This window comes from Spirosoma knui, from assembly GCF_054780635.1.
In genome coordinates, this window is record NZ_BAAGVY010000001.1 from 888010 (window position 1) to 902919 (window position 14910).

Below are 14910 nucleotides of genomic sequence, written 5' to 3' on the forward strand. Positions count from 1 at the left end.
TGACTAAATGACCCAATGGCTAATTGCTTATTTCATCTTCACAATCGTGACCCCGGCCCCACCGCGGTCGGCATGTTCGTCTTCCATACGGGCTACCTGTTTATAGCCGCGCAGGTGGTTACGTACGAGTGTTCGCAGGATGCCATCACCTTTGCCGTGTACGATACGTAACTCCGGATAACCAAGCATCAGGGCATCGTCAACGAACCGGTCGACTTCGCCCAGCGCTTCTTCACCACGTTTGCCACGGATGTCGAGGTTGAAGCTAAAATTCTGCATCTTCTCGTTCATGTCGAGGCCCTGGGTAAGTGGTCGATCGTCTCGGGTTTCGGTGGCTTCTTTGAATGTCTTCTTGCTGACTTTCTCAAGTCGGTTCATCTTTACCGTCGACTTCAAATCACCGATCCGAATTTCGGCGTCCTTACCCCGTATCGACAACACTTCGCCTATCGCATTCTGACCGGAAATGCGCACGTAGCTACCGACCGCAATTGCACCATTATCGGCCGAATCCACGGCGGCCACAAATTCTTCCTCGGCTTGCTGGGGTTTCTCGACAACCAGTGTTTCCGGCTTCAGTTCTTTCTGGTCAAAGCGTTCCAGCTCGTGCCGAACTTGTTTCGTTACGTCGCGTTCAGCTTTGTTCTCTTTAATCTCGCGAATTGTGTTCTCAATGCGTTGATTGGCTTCCTGTACAAGCGCTTTTGCCTTTTGCTTCGCATCGTTAACGATCTTTTTCTGCTCATTATCCAAGCGCGTCTTTAAGGCGGTGTATTCGGCAAGCTGCTGAGCCAGTTTCCGTTGATTGATGCTGACTTCGAGGTTTTTCTCGGAGAAGACACGTTTCTCAATATCGAGCTCTTTTAGCAGTTTCTCAAAGTTCACCTGCTGGCTACCGAGCTTCTCTTTTGCCCGGTCGATAACGCCTTTAGGCAACCCGATCTTCTGCGCGATTTCGAACGCAAACGAGCTGCCCGGACGGCCAATCTCCAGTTGATACAACGGTTCAAGGTGCTCGCCATCAAAGCGCATGGCACCATTCATCAGGCCCGGCGTCTTGTCTGCAAAGACTTTCAGGTTCGTATAGTGCGTGTTGATAACGCCATATGCGCCCGACTTATTAAGGTCTTCGAGGATCGACTCCGCAATTGCGCCACCCAGCCCCGGCTCCGTACCCGTGCCAAACTCGTCGATCAGGAACAGCGTCCGTTTGTTGGCACCAACCAGGAATTGCTTCATGGCGGTTAGGTGTGAGCTATACGTACTGAGGTCGTTTTCCAGCGACTGTTCATCACCAATGTCGATGTATAAGTTCTGGAAAATACCCATCTCCGAATAGTCAGCCATCGGCACCAGCAGACCACATTGCAACATATACTGCACAAGGCCGATTGTCTTCAGCGCTACCGATTTACCACCTGCGTTTGGACCCGAGATGATCAGAATACGGGCTTTCTCATCGAGCCGGACGCCTAGCGGAACCACTGTTTTGCCCTGCTTCGTAAACGACAGGTGCAGCAGCGGGTGACGCGCATTCGTCCAGTTAACAAACGGCCGCTCATGCAATTTGGGCATAACAGCGTCTAACTGTACCGCCAGTTTGGCTTTGGCCCGGATAAAGTCAATCTGCGCCAGAAAGTTAACGGCCTTTTTCAGATCGTCGAGGTGCGGCCGAACCTGGTCGGTTAAAGCCAATAAGATGCGGTAGATCTCGCGCCGTTCTTCGTACTCTAATTCGCGAATCTCGTTGTTCGCATCGAATACTTCGGCGGGTTCCAAAAAGACGGTTTGACCGGTCTGCGACTCGTCGTGCACAAAGCCTTTGATCTTACGTTTGTGTTCGGCCGCAATCGGGATGACCAGTCGTCCACCACGTACCGTCAACGACAAATCATCCGGAATCCAGCCATTCTGCCGGGCCTGGCGTAATATTGAATCGAGTCGTTTGCGCAGGTTCGCTTGTTCGCTGATGATCCGACGGCGGATGTTAGCCAGTTCGGGAGAGGCTGAATCACGGACTAGCCCGCGATCATCGATCACGCGTTCGAGCGCATCGGTCAGTTTTTTATCGACACCAATCGGACCGGCTAATTCTTTTAGAAATGGGAATGCCGTTACGTCGTCGCGTTTGTTCAAAAAACGCAGACAGTCCTGAATGGTACGTAGCGCAAGTTTAAGATCAAAGAATTCGGCCTCGGTCAGGGCCAGGCCTTCGACGCGGGCCCGGTTTAACTGAGACCGAACGTCGATATAATTGCTGCTTGGGAAGTCAGGTTCGTATTGAACAATCTGCTTAAACTCGTCGGTCTGACGAAGCAGTTTATCAATCAACTGAGGATTATCCGTAAACCTAATCTTCTCGACATAGTCTTGTCCCAGCGGACTGACACAAGCTTCTTTCAGGCGTTCGCGGATGGTATCAAAACCTAGTTTAGTTTCTAATGTAGTCGGGTAAAGCATTAATCAGCTGAAAACGGGCAGTGGATAATAAGGCCCTATCTAAGAGAATAACGTTTGACAAGGCTAGTGGGTTCGTATGCATTGAAATGGTAAAATTAGGGTATCTTGATCAAAATGAGCACTTATTACCGCAGGTGCTCCAGGCGCTCGAGCATTTCGAGACAGGCCCGGCTATTGTGATAAGAGCATTTCCACATGCTTATTTTGTCATTACCTACCACTTTATGGTTTGCATCAACGCCCATGAACCATTCGCCGTTCTTGGTGTCAAGCAAGTACTTTTTGATGAACGCCCAGCTTTGCTCTGATTTATCGAGGAATTGTTTTTCGTGGGTAAGCTGATACGCGCTCATAAACCCGACCATGGCTTCGGCGATAACCCACCACGAGCGTTCGCGGTTAAGGTGCCCCGTTTTCGGATCGAATTCGTAGTTCATGCCGCCGTCTGGCTCTAAACCCGTAGACGCGGCCCTGGCCATCTTTACCGCTACGTCATGCACTCGTTTTTGCAGGGCTTGGTCTTCTTTATTGGTACTAGCCAGTACATCGGCGGCCTCGGGCAGGAGCCAGGAGGCTTCAATGTCGTGCCCGTATGAGATGGCCGTTTTCCGTATCTGCCAATCGTCGTTCAAAAACATATTCATCCGATACGTTTTAGGGTCGACAATATATTTTAGAAATACGTCCAGCATGCTGCGAATCTGGGCGGCAACCGATTTGTCAGGCCAGACCCGGTATAGGCACGTAAACGACTCCAGCAGGTGGAGGTGGGTGTTCATGGTCTTGGTTTCCTGATTCTCGTAACTGCTCATGACGAAATCGTTGGTGTCTGACCAGTCGCGGGCGTACGCATCGCGGAAACCACCTCGCTTTGCATCGTAGGCATGCTTCACCATCGTTTCGAATTGCTCCTTGGCTAGAGCAAGCGCCGGAGCCGATTGGGTTGCGTGGGCGTACTCACTCAGGCCGTACAAGGCAAAGGCTTGACCGTATAAATGTTTGATCGGTTGCTTAGGTTGGCCATCAGCTGTGACAGACCAATACACCCCGCCGTATTGCGGGTCGATAAAGTACTTTCGGATGTAGTCAAACGATCTATCGGCGATGGCGCGATACTCGTCGTGCTGCGTGTGGCGAAGAGCCGCCGAAAATGTCCACAAGATGCGGGCATTTAAAACGATGCCTTTGTTGGCATTGGGGTCAGGGCGATTCTGATAATCGACGCGGCCATAAAAACCGCCTTTAGCCTCGTCAGGAGCGTAACGCTCCCAGTAAGCAAGAATGTCTTTATGTTCCTGACGGAGTTCGGCCCGCCACTGATTCAAATCGCCCATAATACAACGAAAAATGGATAATGAATATGTAAGCAGATTTGAGTACGTGAATACTCATAAGCCACTTCATTATTCATTATCCATTACATTGCTGTGCTGGTTGATTATTTACGGCTACCGTTCCGGCTGCTGCTGTGCCCCGAGTGGCCGTGGCCACCCCGCTCCTCCGCAAGTTCGCCGGGTGTTTTATCGGTTGCTACGTGCTCTTCTTCCTGACCTTGCTTACTCTTGTTTGACGGTTGCATGGTCCGTTCGCCGTTGGGGCGGGTGAAGCTCGTGTCGTGCGCTTCATGGTTGCGGGTCCGTTCAGAGTGCGGTTGCTTGTCGTTCGAGCCCGGTTGGTCGGTGCTTTTGTGATTAGCCATAACGTTGTGGTCTAGTTGTTGTGTAGATTATTAAACCGGCTCCATGCGGTATTGTTCAATAAAAAAGCCAGTCTTGCCTTTGGGCAAGACTGGCTTTTTTATTGAATTAACTAAGCGAATTAATAGCCAGGATTTTGGGTCAGAACACCTTTCTGAAGGTCAAGCTGAACCAGCGGAATTGGCATATACTCATCGCGACCAGCGGTGAACTTAGCACCTGCATAACCTAACGGAAGCTTCGTGCTTTCGTAAGCCAGGAACGAGTTCAGAACAGGAGCCGCAATACCCCAGCGAACTAGGTCATAGAAACGGTGGCCTTCGCCCGAAAGCTCGAGCTTGCGCTCAAACTGAACCGCCGAACGAGCCGCTTCTTTACTAGCGAAAGCCGTCGTATAGTTGCTGATTACGTAGTTCGCAGCGTTTTTGCCATCGGCCGTTTTAACCCACGCACTTTGGTTAGCGGCACGGGTCCGAACCTGGTTGATGTACGTACGGGCCGTTTCCAGGCTACCTGCTTCGATCTCGGCTTCAGCAGCCATCAACAACACATCAGCAAAGCGGATGATGTTGTAGTTGATCGCTGAGTAACCATTCGTCCAGGAGCTACCATCCGTCAGACTACCATTCTGCGAACGATAGTAGATGAACTTCTTCGGCGAGTAAGGGCCAGCAAAGCTCTGGTCACGAATCCAGTCGAGACCTGGGTGAGCCTGCCAATCCAGGTAAGGAATACCCCGACGGCCAATCGACCAGTCGAGACGTGGGTCAACGGGACCTGCATCCGGCGTAAATGCCGCTTTAGATTCGATACCCTGGTCGTTTTTCAATTCATTGCCAGGCTGGCTGTAGAGACCGTTCGCCTGATCTTTTTCAGAAACACCCGTTAATAAGGGTAATCCAGTCGCATCAACCCGGAACGAGTTGGCCATGTCGAAGCTAGGCGCGAAGAATCCGCAGCAACCAGCCGGACCATTAGAACCCGTGTTATACGGGAAGTTCAGGTCCAACTCCTGCGCTGAGTTTGCTACGTCACCTGTATTAACCGCAGCCTGAATAGCAAAGACAGTCTCTTCGGTGTTGTCTCTCGCTGCGTTAAATACGTCTGTATAGTTCGCAACCAGACCATATTTCTTACCGCTCGAGGTAACACCGCTAGCAATCACCTGATCAAACAGGGCTTTGGCTTCAGCATATTTCTTCTGATACAAATAGGTTTTAGCCAGGTAAGCGGCTGCCGCCCATTTGTTCGCCCGACCAACGGCCGTCTGTGTTTCTGGCAGGTTATCCTGGGCGTATTTGAAGTCAGCTTCAATTTTTGGCCAGATGTCTGCATCGTTCTTTACCTGGTCGATACCGGTGCCGTAGTCGAGAGTTTCATCAATGTAAGGCACCCTGTTGTACGAACGCTTCAGCTCAAAGTAGTAGTGAGCACGCAGGAACCGGGCTTCAGCACCGATACGCTGCTTGTCAGCGGCCGATACGTCAGCGGAAGCCGAAGGAAGCGTACGAAGCACTGCATTGGCCCGGCTGATACCTTCGTACATACCCCGCCACTTATCGTTTACGTCCCCGTTACTAGGCAGTAATTCGTACCGCTGGAAGGTGGTCCAGTTAGTGAGACCACCACCATCACCAGGGTTTGAACCTTTGTTGGCTTCGCCACCCGATATGCTGCCCCGAACGAAGTTGTAGGAGCTGGCGATCCGGGCAAAACCCCGGCCATTTAACTGGGAATATGAAGAAAGCAGTACGCCCTCCAGCCCGGCCTTCGAAGTCAGCTGCGAACTGGCGAGCTGGCCTGTAACCGGTACATCCAGAAATTTGTCTTTACAGGCGAACGTAACGAGCGTAAGCATTGCTGTTATCGCTGCACCTTTAAAAATGGTTTTTTTCATGGTATAATTCAACTGAATTATGAGATTGATTAACGTGTCTGGAGAATCTGTCCGGCGACTTGTTTTACCGGACAGATTGCTCATTTGTCTGGTTTAGAAACCAAAGCTTAAACCAAAGTTGTAACCACGCGTAACAGGGTAGTTACCAACGTCGATACCGAAGTTCTGATCGGCTGCACCACCTACTGCTGGGTCTAGACCTGAGTATTTAGTGATCGTGAACAGGTTCGTTGCCGACAGCGATAGGCGTAACCGGCTCAGGTTAAGACGGCTGATCGTCGCAGCTGGGAAGGTGTACCCTAAGGTCAGGTACTGCATCCGGCCATACGAACCGTTTTCTACATAATACGAGTTTGCCTGCGTATTCGTACTGAAGTTCGATGTGTTTTCGAAAATCGGTACGTTCGTGTTCATGTTCGTAGGCAACCACGAATCTTTCACCCGAGCACTAACAGCCGCTCCTGGGAACGATGGATAGAAATCGGTATACCACTTCTGATTGTTAAAGATTTTGTTGCCCAGGGAGGTGTACACGTTGGTGTTCAGGTCGAAACCTTTGTACCGCAGCGTCAGCGTCAGACTACCCGTGAACTTCGGAATTGGGCTACCTATGTACGTCCGGTCATCATCGTTGATCTGACCATCGCCATTGATATCCGCGAACCGGAAACGGCCCGGAGCTGCTCCGGTTTGCGTAGGCGCAGCAGCCACTTCTTCTTTGGTGTTGAACAGACCCAGTACCTGATAGCCGTAGAACGAAGACAGATCATGACCAGGTTCGTTCCGAACAACAGGGGTACTCAACCGCTGGCTACCACCGCCAAAGAAGTACGGTACAGATGGCGCAATGGCTGTGATTTTGTTGTCCAGGATGCTACCAATCGCCGTTACTTCATAGCTCAGGTCACCCGTTACGTTACCACGGTTGGTTACTAACAGGTCGATACCCTTGTTCCGCATACTAGCCACGTTAACGTAAGGAGCATTCGCCCGAACCCCTACAACGCCAGGAAGTGCCAGCGGGTACAGCAGGTCTTTGGTATCCTTCTGCCATATGTCAAGCACAACTTCTAACTTGTTGTTGAAGAACGCTCCGTCAATACCGACGTTTGAGGTAATCGAAGTTTCCCACTTCGCATCGGGATTACCGATCTGGCTCCGGTAATAACCGGGTTGAACCGAGGTATTGGCACCCGTGATGTCGTAGCTGTTACCCGCGTTTGAAGCAAACAGGTTGAACTGGTTGGTCGAGCTCAGGTAGTTCGAGTTCCCCATTAAACCGTAACCACCGCGAATTTTCAGATCTGAGATCCAGGGAAGGCTCTTCATGAAGTCTTCCGACGAAAGACGCCAGGCGGCCGAGAACGCTGGGAATACCCCGTAGCGGTTGTTTGAACCAAACTGCGATGAACCGTCACGACGTACAACTACCGTTCCGATGTATTTATCGTTGAACGTGTACCGAGCCTGACCGAAGACGGAGAAGAACTTATTGCCAAGTCCGTAGCCGCTGTTTACCTGACGGGTTGCGCCGGGTGTAGTTGTTGCGATCGTTACGTAGTTCGGATCAGTCGTAAATGGGTTCAAACCTGATCCATTGAGGTTACGTCCTGAGCCGGTATTTAGTGCTTCGATACCCGCTAATACGCTGATGTCGTGAATACCAAACCGCTGTTTGTATTGAGCTGTGTTCGTAAACGTCCAGGACAAGCCATAGGATGCGTTTTCGCGGTACGTAAAGTTGGTGTTGTTTTCCGAGTTTTCGTACTGCGAGCGTTCATAGCTATTGCCATAGTTGGTGAAGTACGTACCACCCAGGCTGCTCCGTAACGTTAACGCTGGAATCACATCATACTCCAGGTAAGCATTACCGAACGTAATGAAATTGTAGTTCAGGTTGTTAGCTGCACCAATCCGGTTGGCTACCGGGTTCCGGGCGTTGTTAAAGCCAGGAGCTGCTGTACCGGCATATCCACCAAATGAGTTGTAGACGGGTATGATCGGTGCCTGCCGGAACGCTAACAGGATGTCGTTTTCGTCGTTGGCTGTACTGGAGTTGTTGTTGGTGCCATTACCAAGCGTACTACCTGTGCTACCCTGCAAGCCGGTCGCCGATACGTAAGCAAGCTGAATGTTTTCGCCAAACCGCAATTTTTTGGTAATGTCAAATTCAGTATTTGCCCGTAAGGTGTACCGGTTAAAATTGTTGTATTGAATAATACCGGCCTGTTGCTGCATACCCAAGCTGAGGTAATACCGGCTATATTCCGTACCACCCGAAAAGCCCAGCGAATGGCGCATCAGAGGAGCAACCCGCGTGATTTCTTTGTACCAGTCGGTTCCCTGCTTATTCGCTGGGATCACCAGATAAATAGCTCCGTTAGCTGGGTTTACATTGTACTTCGCCTGCTCAGCCGCTAAATCGATAGCGCCGGTTACACCTGAACGGCTGCCAACCAGCAGATAATCCGGTAAAACCGGGGTTTGACCCGATCCGTACTGGTTGTTAGCAATACCGGTAAAGCTATCCGGACCAACTGGCGTTCCTGTCTGGAACAGATCGTTTTTACGGGCCTGCCAGGTCCAGTCAGCCTGTTCTTGTGGAGTTAAAATTTTCGGACCATTTCCTGGATCTGTAACGCCGTACAAACCATCGTAGCTTACGCTCAATTTCTGAGCCCGACGCTGGCCTTTTTTGGTTGTTAACACGATAACGCCGGAAGCTGCCCGCGCTCCATATACCGATGCAGAAGCTGCGTCTTTCAGTACCGTTGTGGTCTCAATATCATCAGGTGCTAAGAAATTGATGTTTTGAGTTGGTACCCCATCAACCACATACAGTGGCTGATTACCGCCGAACGATGTAAAACCACGAACCCGAACTTGGCTACTCGTACCGGGCTGCCCGTTCGTGATAACCGTTACACCGGCTACCCGGCCCTGTAACTGCTGCTCAACGTTCGTTGATGGCACAACTTTAAGTTGCGCTGGCTTCACCGTCGATACGGCTCCGGTCACGTCCCGGCGATTTTCCGTCGAGTAACCCGTTACCACAACTTCCTGCAGAGCCGTTGCATCTTCGGCCAGCGAAATGTTGAGGGTTGACTGGTTGCCGACCGGAACTTCTTGTGTTTTGTAACCGATCGCCGAAATAACTAACACAGGATTTGTGCCCCGGATATTGAGACCAAAATTACCTTCAGCATCCGACGAGGTACCAGTTTGGGTACCTTTCAAGACAATGTTCGCTCCAGGTACGGCACCGTCAGTACTAGAAATCTTCCCCGTTATACGTCGATCCTGAGCGAAACCGCTCAAGCTGCATAACAGGATGAACAAGCCGAGCAATCCTGGCTTCAAACACCTGTAAAGTGTCGCTTTCATAGGTTGTAGAATTGGGTTTATTATTTGTATTTAACTTATGGATTTGTAAAAACATGCAAAGATTATATCAGATAAATCATATTCCAATAGCGTAAATGATTAAAATTTGGATGCTCAGTATTAATACAGTACAATTACTTGTAATAATTACTCAAAGAACTGTAAGTAATTTTGAGTATCAAACTATTTAAATAATTGATATAGATATTGAGTATTTATACTTGATTTATTGCTTGTGCTGTTTGCCTGTTATATGGCAGATTATACGTGCCTTTTGTCTGGTGTTAATCAATAAAAAAGCCCAGGCTGGTTGTCCAGCCTGGGCTTTTTTATCGGTAGAAGGAGTTAATATCCTGTGTTCTGCTTTAGGACGTCTTTGCCCTGAAGATCAATTTGAGTTTGTGGGATCGGAAGATATTCATCCTGATTTGCGGTGAACCGTGCACCACCTAACGTTGTCGGTAGCTTGGTACCTTCGTAAGCCAAGTAGGCGTTGATCGTCGGCTCGGCAATTCCCCAACGTACCAGATCGAAGAACCGGTGTCCCTCGTCGCCAAGTTCCAGTCGACGCTCGAAGCGAACAGCCGTACGAGCTGACTCTTTGCTGGCGAAAGTAGACGACGGATATTCCGCGATGACGTATTTGGCTGCTGGTGCACCCCCCTTCGTGACGAAGCTAGCTGGGTTAGCGGCACGCTTCCGTACCATATTTGTATATTCCATTGCTTTGGTCAGCGATCCTACCTCAATTTCTACTTCGGCAGCCATCAACAGTACATCCGCGAAACGCATGAGTGGTACGTTCAGAGCACTGTAGCCTGGTGTCCAGGAGCTATTATCCTGAAACTTACCCACATCCGATTTGTAATAGGTGAACTTCTTGGGTGAATAAGGACCACCGTTTGGCTGGTTCCGAATCCAGTCGGCACCTGGGTGATCTTGCCAATCCAGGTAAGGAATACCCCGACGGCCAACGGTGTGGTCAAGGCGAGGATCTAAATTGCCTGCGTCTGGCGTAAAGGCGTCTTTCGATAGAATCCCCATGTCGTTCTTAACCTCGTTCGCGGCTGCGTTGTAGGAGTTGTCCAGCAAGGGCAAACCAGCAGCTGTTGTCCGGAATGAGTTTACGTATTCGAAACTTGGCTGGTTAAATCCGCAGCAGTTACCTGGTCCGTTCGGACCTGTATTATACGGATAGTTCAGGTCAAACTCCGGATTCGCATTATTCACGTTACCTGTGTTCGCGGCTGCCTGAATTGCAAAGATCGATTCTTCGTTGTTATCATTTGCTGCTTTGAACAGATCCGGATAGGAAGGAACAAGGCCATATTTCTTACCACCTGACGTTTTGCCGTTCGCGATCACGAGGTCGAACAGCGCTTTTGCTTCGGCGTACTTCTTCTGATAGAGATACACTTTAGCCAGGTAAGCAGCTGCCGCCCATTTATTTACCCGGCCAGCCGCAGCCTGTGTTTCAGGAAGGTTATCATAGGCGTATTTGAGATCAGCCTCGATTTTTGGATACAGGTCTGTATTGTTGGCTACTTTTTCGATACCCGCGCCGTAGTCGACCGTTTCGTCGATGTAAGGCGTGTTGTTGAACAGCCGTTTCAGTTCAAAATAGTTGAATCCACGCAGGAAACGCGTTTCTGCCGAAATACGCTTCTTGTCGTCGGCCGTTACGTCAGCTCCAGCGCTGGCCAACAGACGTAACGTTGCATTGGCACGGCTGATGGCTTCGTACTTACGCTGCCAGGAGCCACCGATTTCACCTGAGGTAGAGATGGTTTCGAAACGCTGCAGAGGGTTGATTGTCGAGAAATCTCCTGGGTCAGTGCCTTTGTTCGCATCCCCACCCCGAATTCCACCCCATACCCAGTTCGAAGCGGAAGCCAACCGGTCTCCACGACCACTGAGCATTGAATAGACCGAAACCAGTGAACCTTCGATACCAGCTTTAGAGTTTAACTGCGCGTTACTTAACTGACCAGTTACAGGTACCTCCAGAAACTTATCTTTACAGGCAACCGCCATAATTGATAAGGCTGCAGTTACCCCGATAATGGAAAACTTGTTTTTGTATTTCATGGTATGATTTTACGGATTTGCCGACACCAGATGCATTTACGTACCCGGTGTCGGGTTATCACTTGATTTAATTAGAAGCCAATGCTCAAACCGCCGGTGAAGCTCCGTGTGATGGGGTAGTTACCCACATCGATACCAAAGTTGGTATCGGCGTTTCCACCTACGCTTGGGTCTAAGCCCTGGTACTTGGTAACGGTGAACAGGTTGTTCGTCGAGGCAAATACCCGTACACGCTGTAGTTTCAGCTTGCTGAGCAGACCAGCTGGCAGGTTATAGCCGACTGATAGGTTTTGCAGACGGAAGTACGAGCCATCCTCAACATAGAAAGAGTTCGACTGCGTATTCGTGCTGAAGTTCGATGCCGACTCGAAAATTGGGATGTCTGTGCCGGTGTTCTGTGGGGTCCACGAGTTTTTCACCCGAGCACTTATGGCCGCTCCGGCAAACGACGGATAGAAGTCAGTAAACCACTTCGATACGTTAAAGATTTTGTTGCCAATCGACGTATAGGCATAGGTCTCAATGTCAAACCCTTTATACGTGAACTTAAGGCTGAAACCGCCGGTGAATTTCGGAACCGGGCTGCCCAGATACGTGCGGTCATCAGCTGTAATTTGGTTGTCACCGTTTATATCTGCATACCGGAAACGACCCGGAGCAGCTCCATCCTGCTTGGGTGCAGCATCCACTTCGGCTTTGCTGTTGAACAGCCCCAGTACTTGGTAACCGTAGAATGACGAGATGGAGTAGTTCAACTGATTCCGGATTGGGTTAATCCCCCGGAAGCCAGGGTTTACCGTTGTCAGGTAAGTCAGGCCAGGGGCCAGATACGTAATCTCGTTCTTTAGGAAGCTACCCGTTACGTTTGCTTCGTAACCCACATCAGAACCGATTTTGCCACGGGTAATGATCTGTAGGTCAAGACCCTGGTTCAACATTTTACCAATGTTAACCGACGGAGCTGAAGCATACGTACCAATAACGTCGGGGATGGGTACAGCAAACAGCAGGTCTTTGGTGTCTTTCCGCCATAGGTCCAGGATAACGTCCAGCTTACCATTGAAGAATGTTCCGTCAATACCAATGTTGGTCGTTACAGAGGTTTCCCATTTCGCATCGGGGTTACCAATCCGTGAACGGTAGAAACCAGCGACTGTGCTCGAGTTGGTGCCATTGATATCGTAAGCCGAGTTGCCTAAGTCACTGGCATATAAGCTAAACTGGTTGTTCGGATCTACGTTGTTCGAGTTACCCATGATCCCGTAACCACCGCGAATCTTCAGATCGGTAACCCAGGGCAGGTTCTTCATGAAGCTCTCCGACGAAATACGCCAGGCGGCCGAAGCTGCTGGGAATACCCCATACCGATTGTTGGCACCAAAACGACTCGAACCGTCGCGACGAATCAGCCCCGTCACAATATATTTATCGTTAAACGAGTAGTTCACCCGACCGAACACGGAGTTAAAGTTTACACCCTGTCCATAGTCACTGCCAACGGTACGGCCAGTAGCCGATACGGTGTTCAGTGTGATGTAGTTCGGGTCAAACGAGAAAGGGTTTTGACCATTACCGTTGATATTCCGGAAAACGCCCGTGTTCAGGGCTTCCTGGCCAAGTAACACGTCTAGATTATGGATACCGAACCGACGTTTGTAATTGGCAGTATTCGTTAATACCCACTGGAATGAATAGCCTCCCCCCTCGTTAAACCCTGTTGCTGAGTTATTTTCGGAGTTTTCGTATTGCAGACGGCTGTAGCCAACATTGTAGAAGCTGTTGAACTGACCGCCGATGCTACTACGTAATGTCAGGTTATCGATAGGATCATATTCGACGTAGAGGTTGCCAAAGCCGTTCGCGTTGAACGATCTGTTATTTTCCTGGCTCTGACGGCTGGCAACTGGGTTACGTGGGTTGTTGAAACCCTTGGCCGCAGTACCCGCGTAGCCACCAAATTCATCATATACCGGAATGATCGATGGCATCCGGAACGCCTGAAGGATGTCGTTTTCGTCGGCGGCTACACCCTGACCACCGCTGCCACCACCCTGACCACGTACTGAACGATACGTGAATTGCAGGTTTTCGCCGATGCGGATGCGTTTCGACAGATCAAATTCCGTGTTAGCCCGGAAAGTATACCGTTTAAAGTCGTTAGCCAGCAGAATACCTTGCTGAGTTTGAGCGCTTAAACCGATATAATACCGGCTGTTCGTAGTACCACCCGAGAAGCCCAACGCATGACGCTGTAACGTTCCGGTGCGGGTGATGGCCTTATACCAATCTGTACCTTCTTTGTTCGCCCGTACGGTCTGGAAAATTGGACCGGCACCAGAGTTGTTGTTGTAGAACTTTCTTGCGTAATCCAGGTCGATATTGCCCACTACACCATAGCTGGTGCTAGGATTGCCGCTTGCATCGGGGCGGGTAGCAATGAGCCAGTCAGGAATGACCGGACTTGTGCCATTACCAAACTGAGGGTGGCTGTAAACAGGAGCTGTTCCCGCCTGAGTACCCGTATTCCGGGCGGCATTCCAGGTCCACTCGGCAAACTCGTTTGGTTTAAGCATTTCCTGGCCTTTGCCTGGGTCCGTTACACCCATCTGACCGTCATAGCTAATAGATAGTCTACGCGCTGTTTTAGAGCCTTTTTTTGTGGTGTATACGATAACGCCGTTAGCAGCCCGCGCACCGTAGATAGAAGCGGAAGCTGCGTCTTTTAATACCGTAGTCGTTTCAATATCGTCAGGTGCTAAAAAGTCCGTCGATGCTACGGGAACACCATCGACAACGTTCAGAGGAGCGTTGCCACCAAAGGCACCAAAACCACGTACACGAACCTGGCTGGTTGTACCTGGCTGCCCGTTTGAGATTACCGTCAGGCCGGCTACGCGACCCTGCAACTGTTGTTCAACGTTTCCGGACGGAACAACTTGTAGGGCTCTTGCTTTTACCGTTGATACGGCACCCGTAGTTTCGCGTTTGTTATCGGTGGTGTAACCCGTTACGACAACCTCCTGCAGAGCTGTAGCATCATCTTCAAGCGAAACGTTAATCACTGACTTGTTGCCAAGGTTAATTTCCTGGGTTTTGAAGCCAATTGCAGACACGACAAGAACAGGGTTAGTGCCCCGTACGTTAATAGCAAAGTTACCGTCGGCATCAGAGGAGGTCCCCGTTTGGGTGCCTTTCAAGACGATGTTAGCCCCCGGAACTGGACCATCAACACCCGAAATTTTACCCGTAATTCTACGGTCTTGAGCGGAAGCGTTTATGCTCCATAACAGCAAGACTGCACACAGTGAAGCACCATGCAGAAGCTTGTAGAGAATTGCTCTCATTATCATTAAGGTTGGTTATAAATTAGGTAATCGCAACAAT

Annotated in this window: 7 protein-coding genes; all 7 read right to left on the minus strand. The window is 50.1% G+C overall.

Annotated elements, in window-relative coordinates; all coding sequences use genetic code 11:
- Nucleotides 1–27 precede the first annotated feature (27 nt).
- Nucleotides 28–2460 carry an endonuclease MutS2 gene (locus ACYVIY_RS03615; RefSeq protein ID WP_460974906.1) on the minus strand — a complete coding sequence of 811 codons (2433 nt, stop codon included), beginning with the start codon at nucleotides 2458–2460 and terminating at the stop codon, nucleotides 28–30.
- A 125-nt stretch (nucleotides 2461–2585) separates the two neighbouring features.
- Nucleotides 2586–3794, minus strand: coding sequence for an AGE family epimerase/isomerase (locus tag ACYVIY_RS03620; protein ID WP_460974907.1), 1209 nt, complete (start codon nucleotides 3792–3794; stop codon nucleotides 2586–2588).
- Nucleotides 3795–3898: 104 nt separating this feature from the next.
- Nucleotides 3899–4159 carry a hypothetical protein gene (locus ACYVIY_RS03625; RefSeq protein WP_460974908.1) on the minus strand — a complete coding sequence of 87 codons (261 nt, stop codon included), beginning with the start codon at nucleotides 4157–4159 and terminating at the stop codon, nucleotides 3899–3901.
- 119 nt (nucleotides 4160–4278) lie between these two features.
- On the minus strand, nucleotides 4279–6054 hold the full coding sequence (locus ACYVIY_RS03630) for a RagB/SusD family nutrient uptake outer membrane protein (protein WP_460974909.1): 1776 nt from the start codon (nucleotides 6052–6054) through the stop codon (nucleotides 4279–4281).
- Between the two features lie 93 nt (nucleotides 6055–6147).
- On the minus strand, nucleotides 6148–9438 hold the full coding sequence (locus tag ACYVIY_RS03635) for a SusC/RagA family TonB-linked outer membrane protein (protein ID WP_460974910.1): 3291 nt from the start codon (nucleotides 9436–9438) through the stop codon (nucleotides 6148–6150).
- A 345-nt stretch (nucleotides 9439–9783) separates the two neighbouring features.
- Nucleotides 9784–11526: a RagB/SusD family nutrient uptake outer membrane protein gene (locus tag ACYVIY_RS03640; protein WP_460974911.1), complete on the minus strand. Its 1743-nt coding sequence runs from the start codon at nucleotides 11524–11526 to the stop codon at nucleotides 9784–9786.
- Nucleotides 11527–11597: 71 nt separating this feature from the next.
- Nucleotides 11598–14870, minus strand: a complete 3273-nt coding sequence (locus tag ACYVIY_RS03645) for a SusC/RagA family TonB-linked outer membrane protein (protein WP_460974912.1) — start codon at nucleotides 14868–14870, stop codon at nucleotides 11598–11600.
- Between the last annotated feature and the right edge of the window lie 40 nt (nucleotides 14871–14910).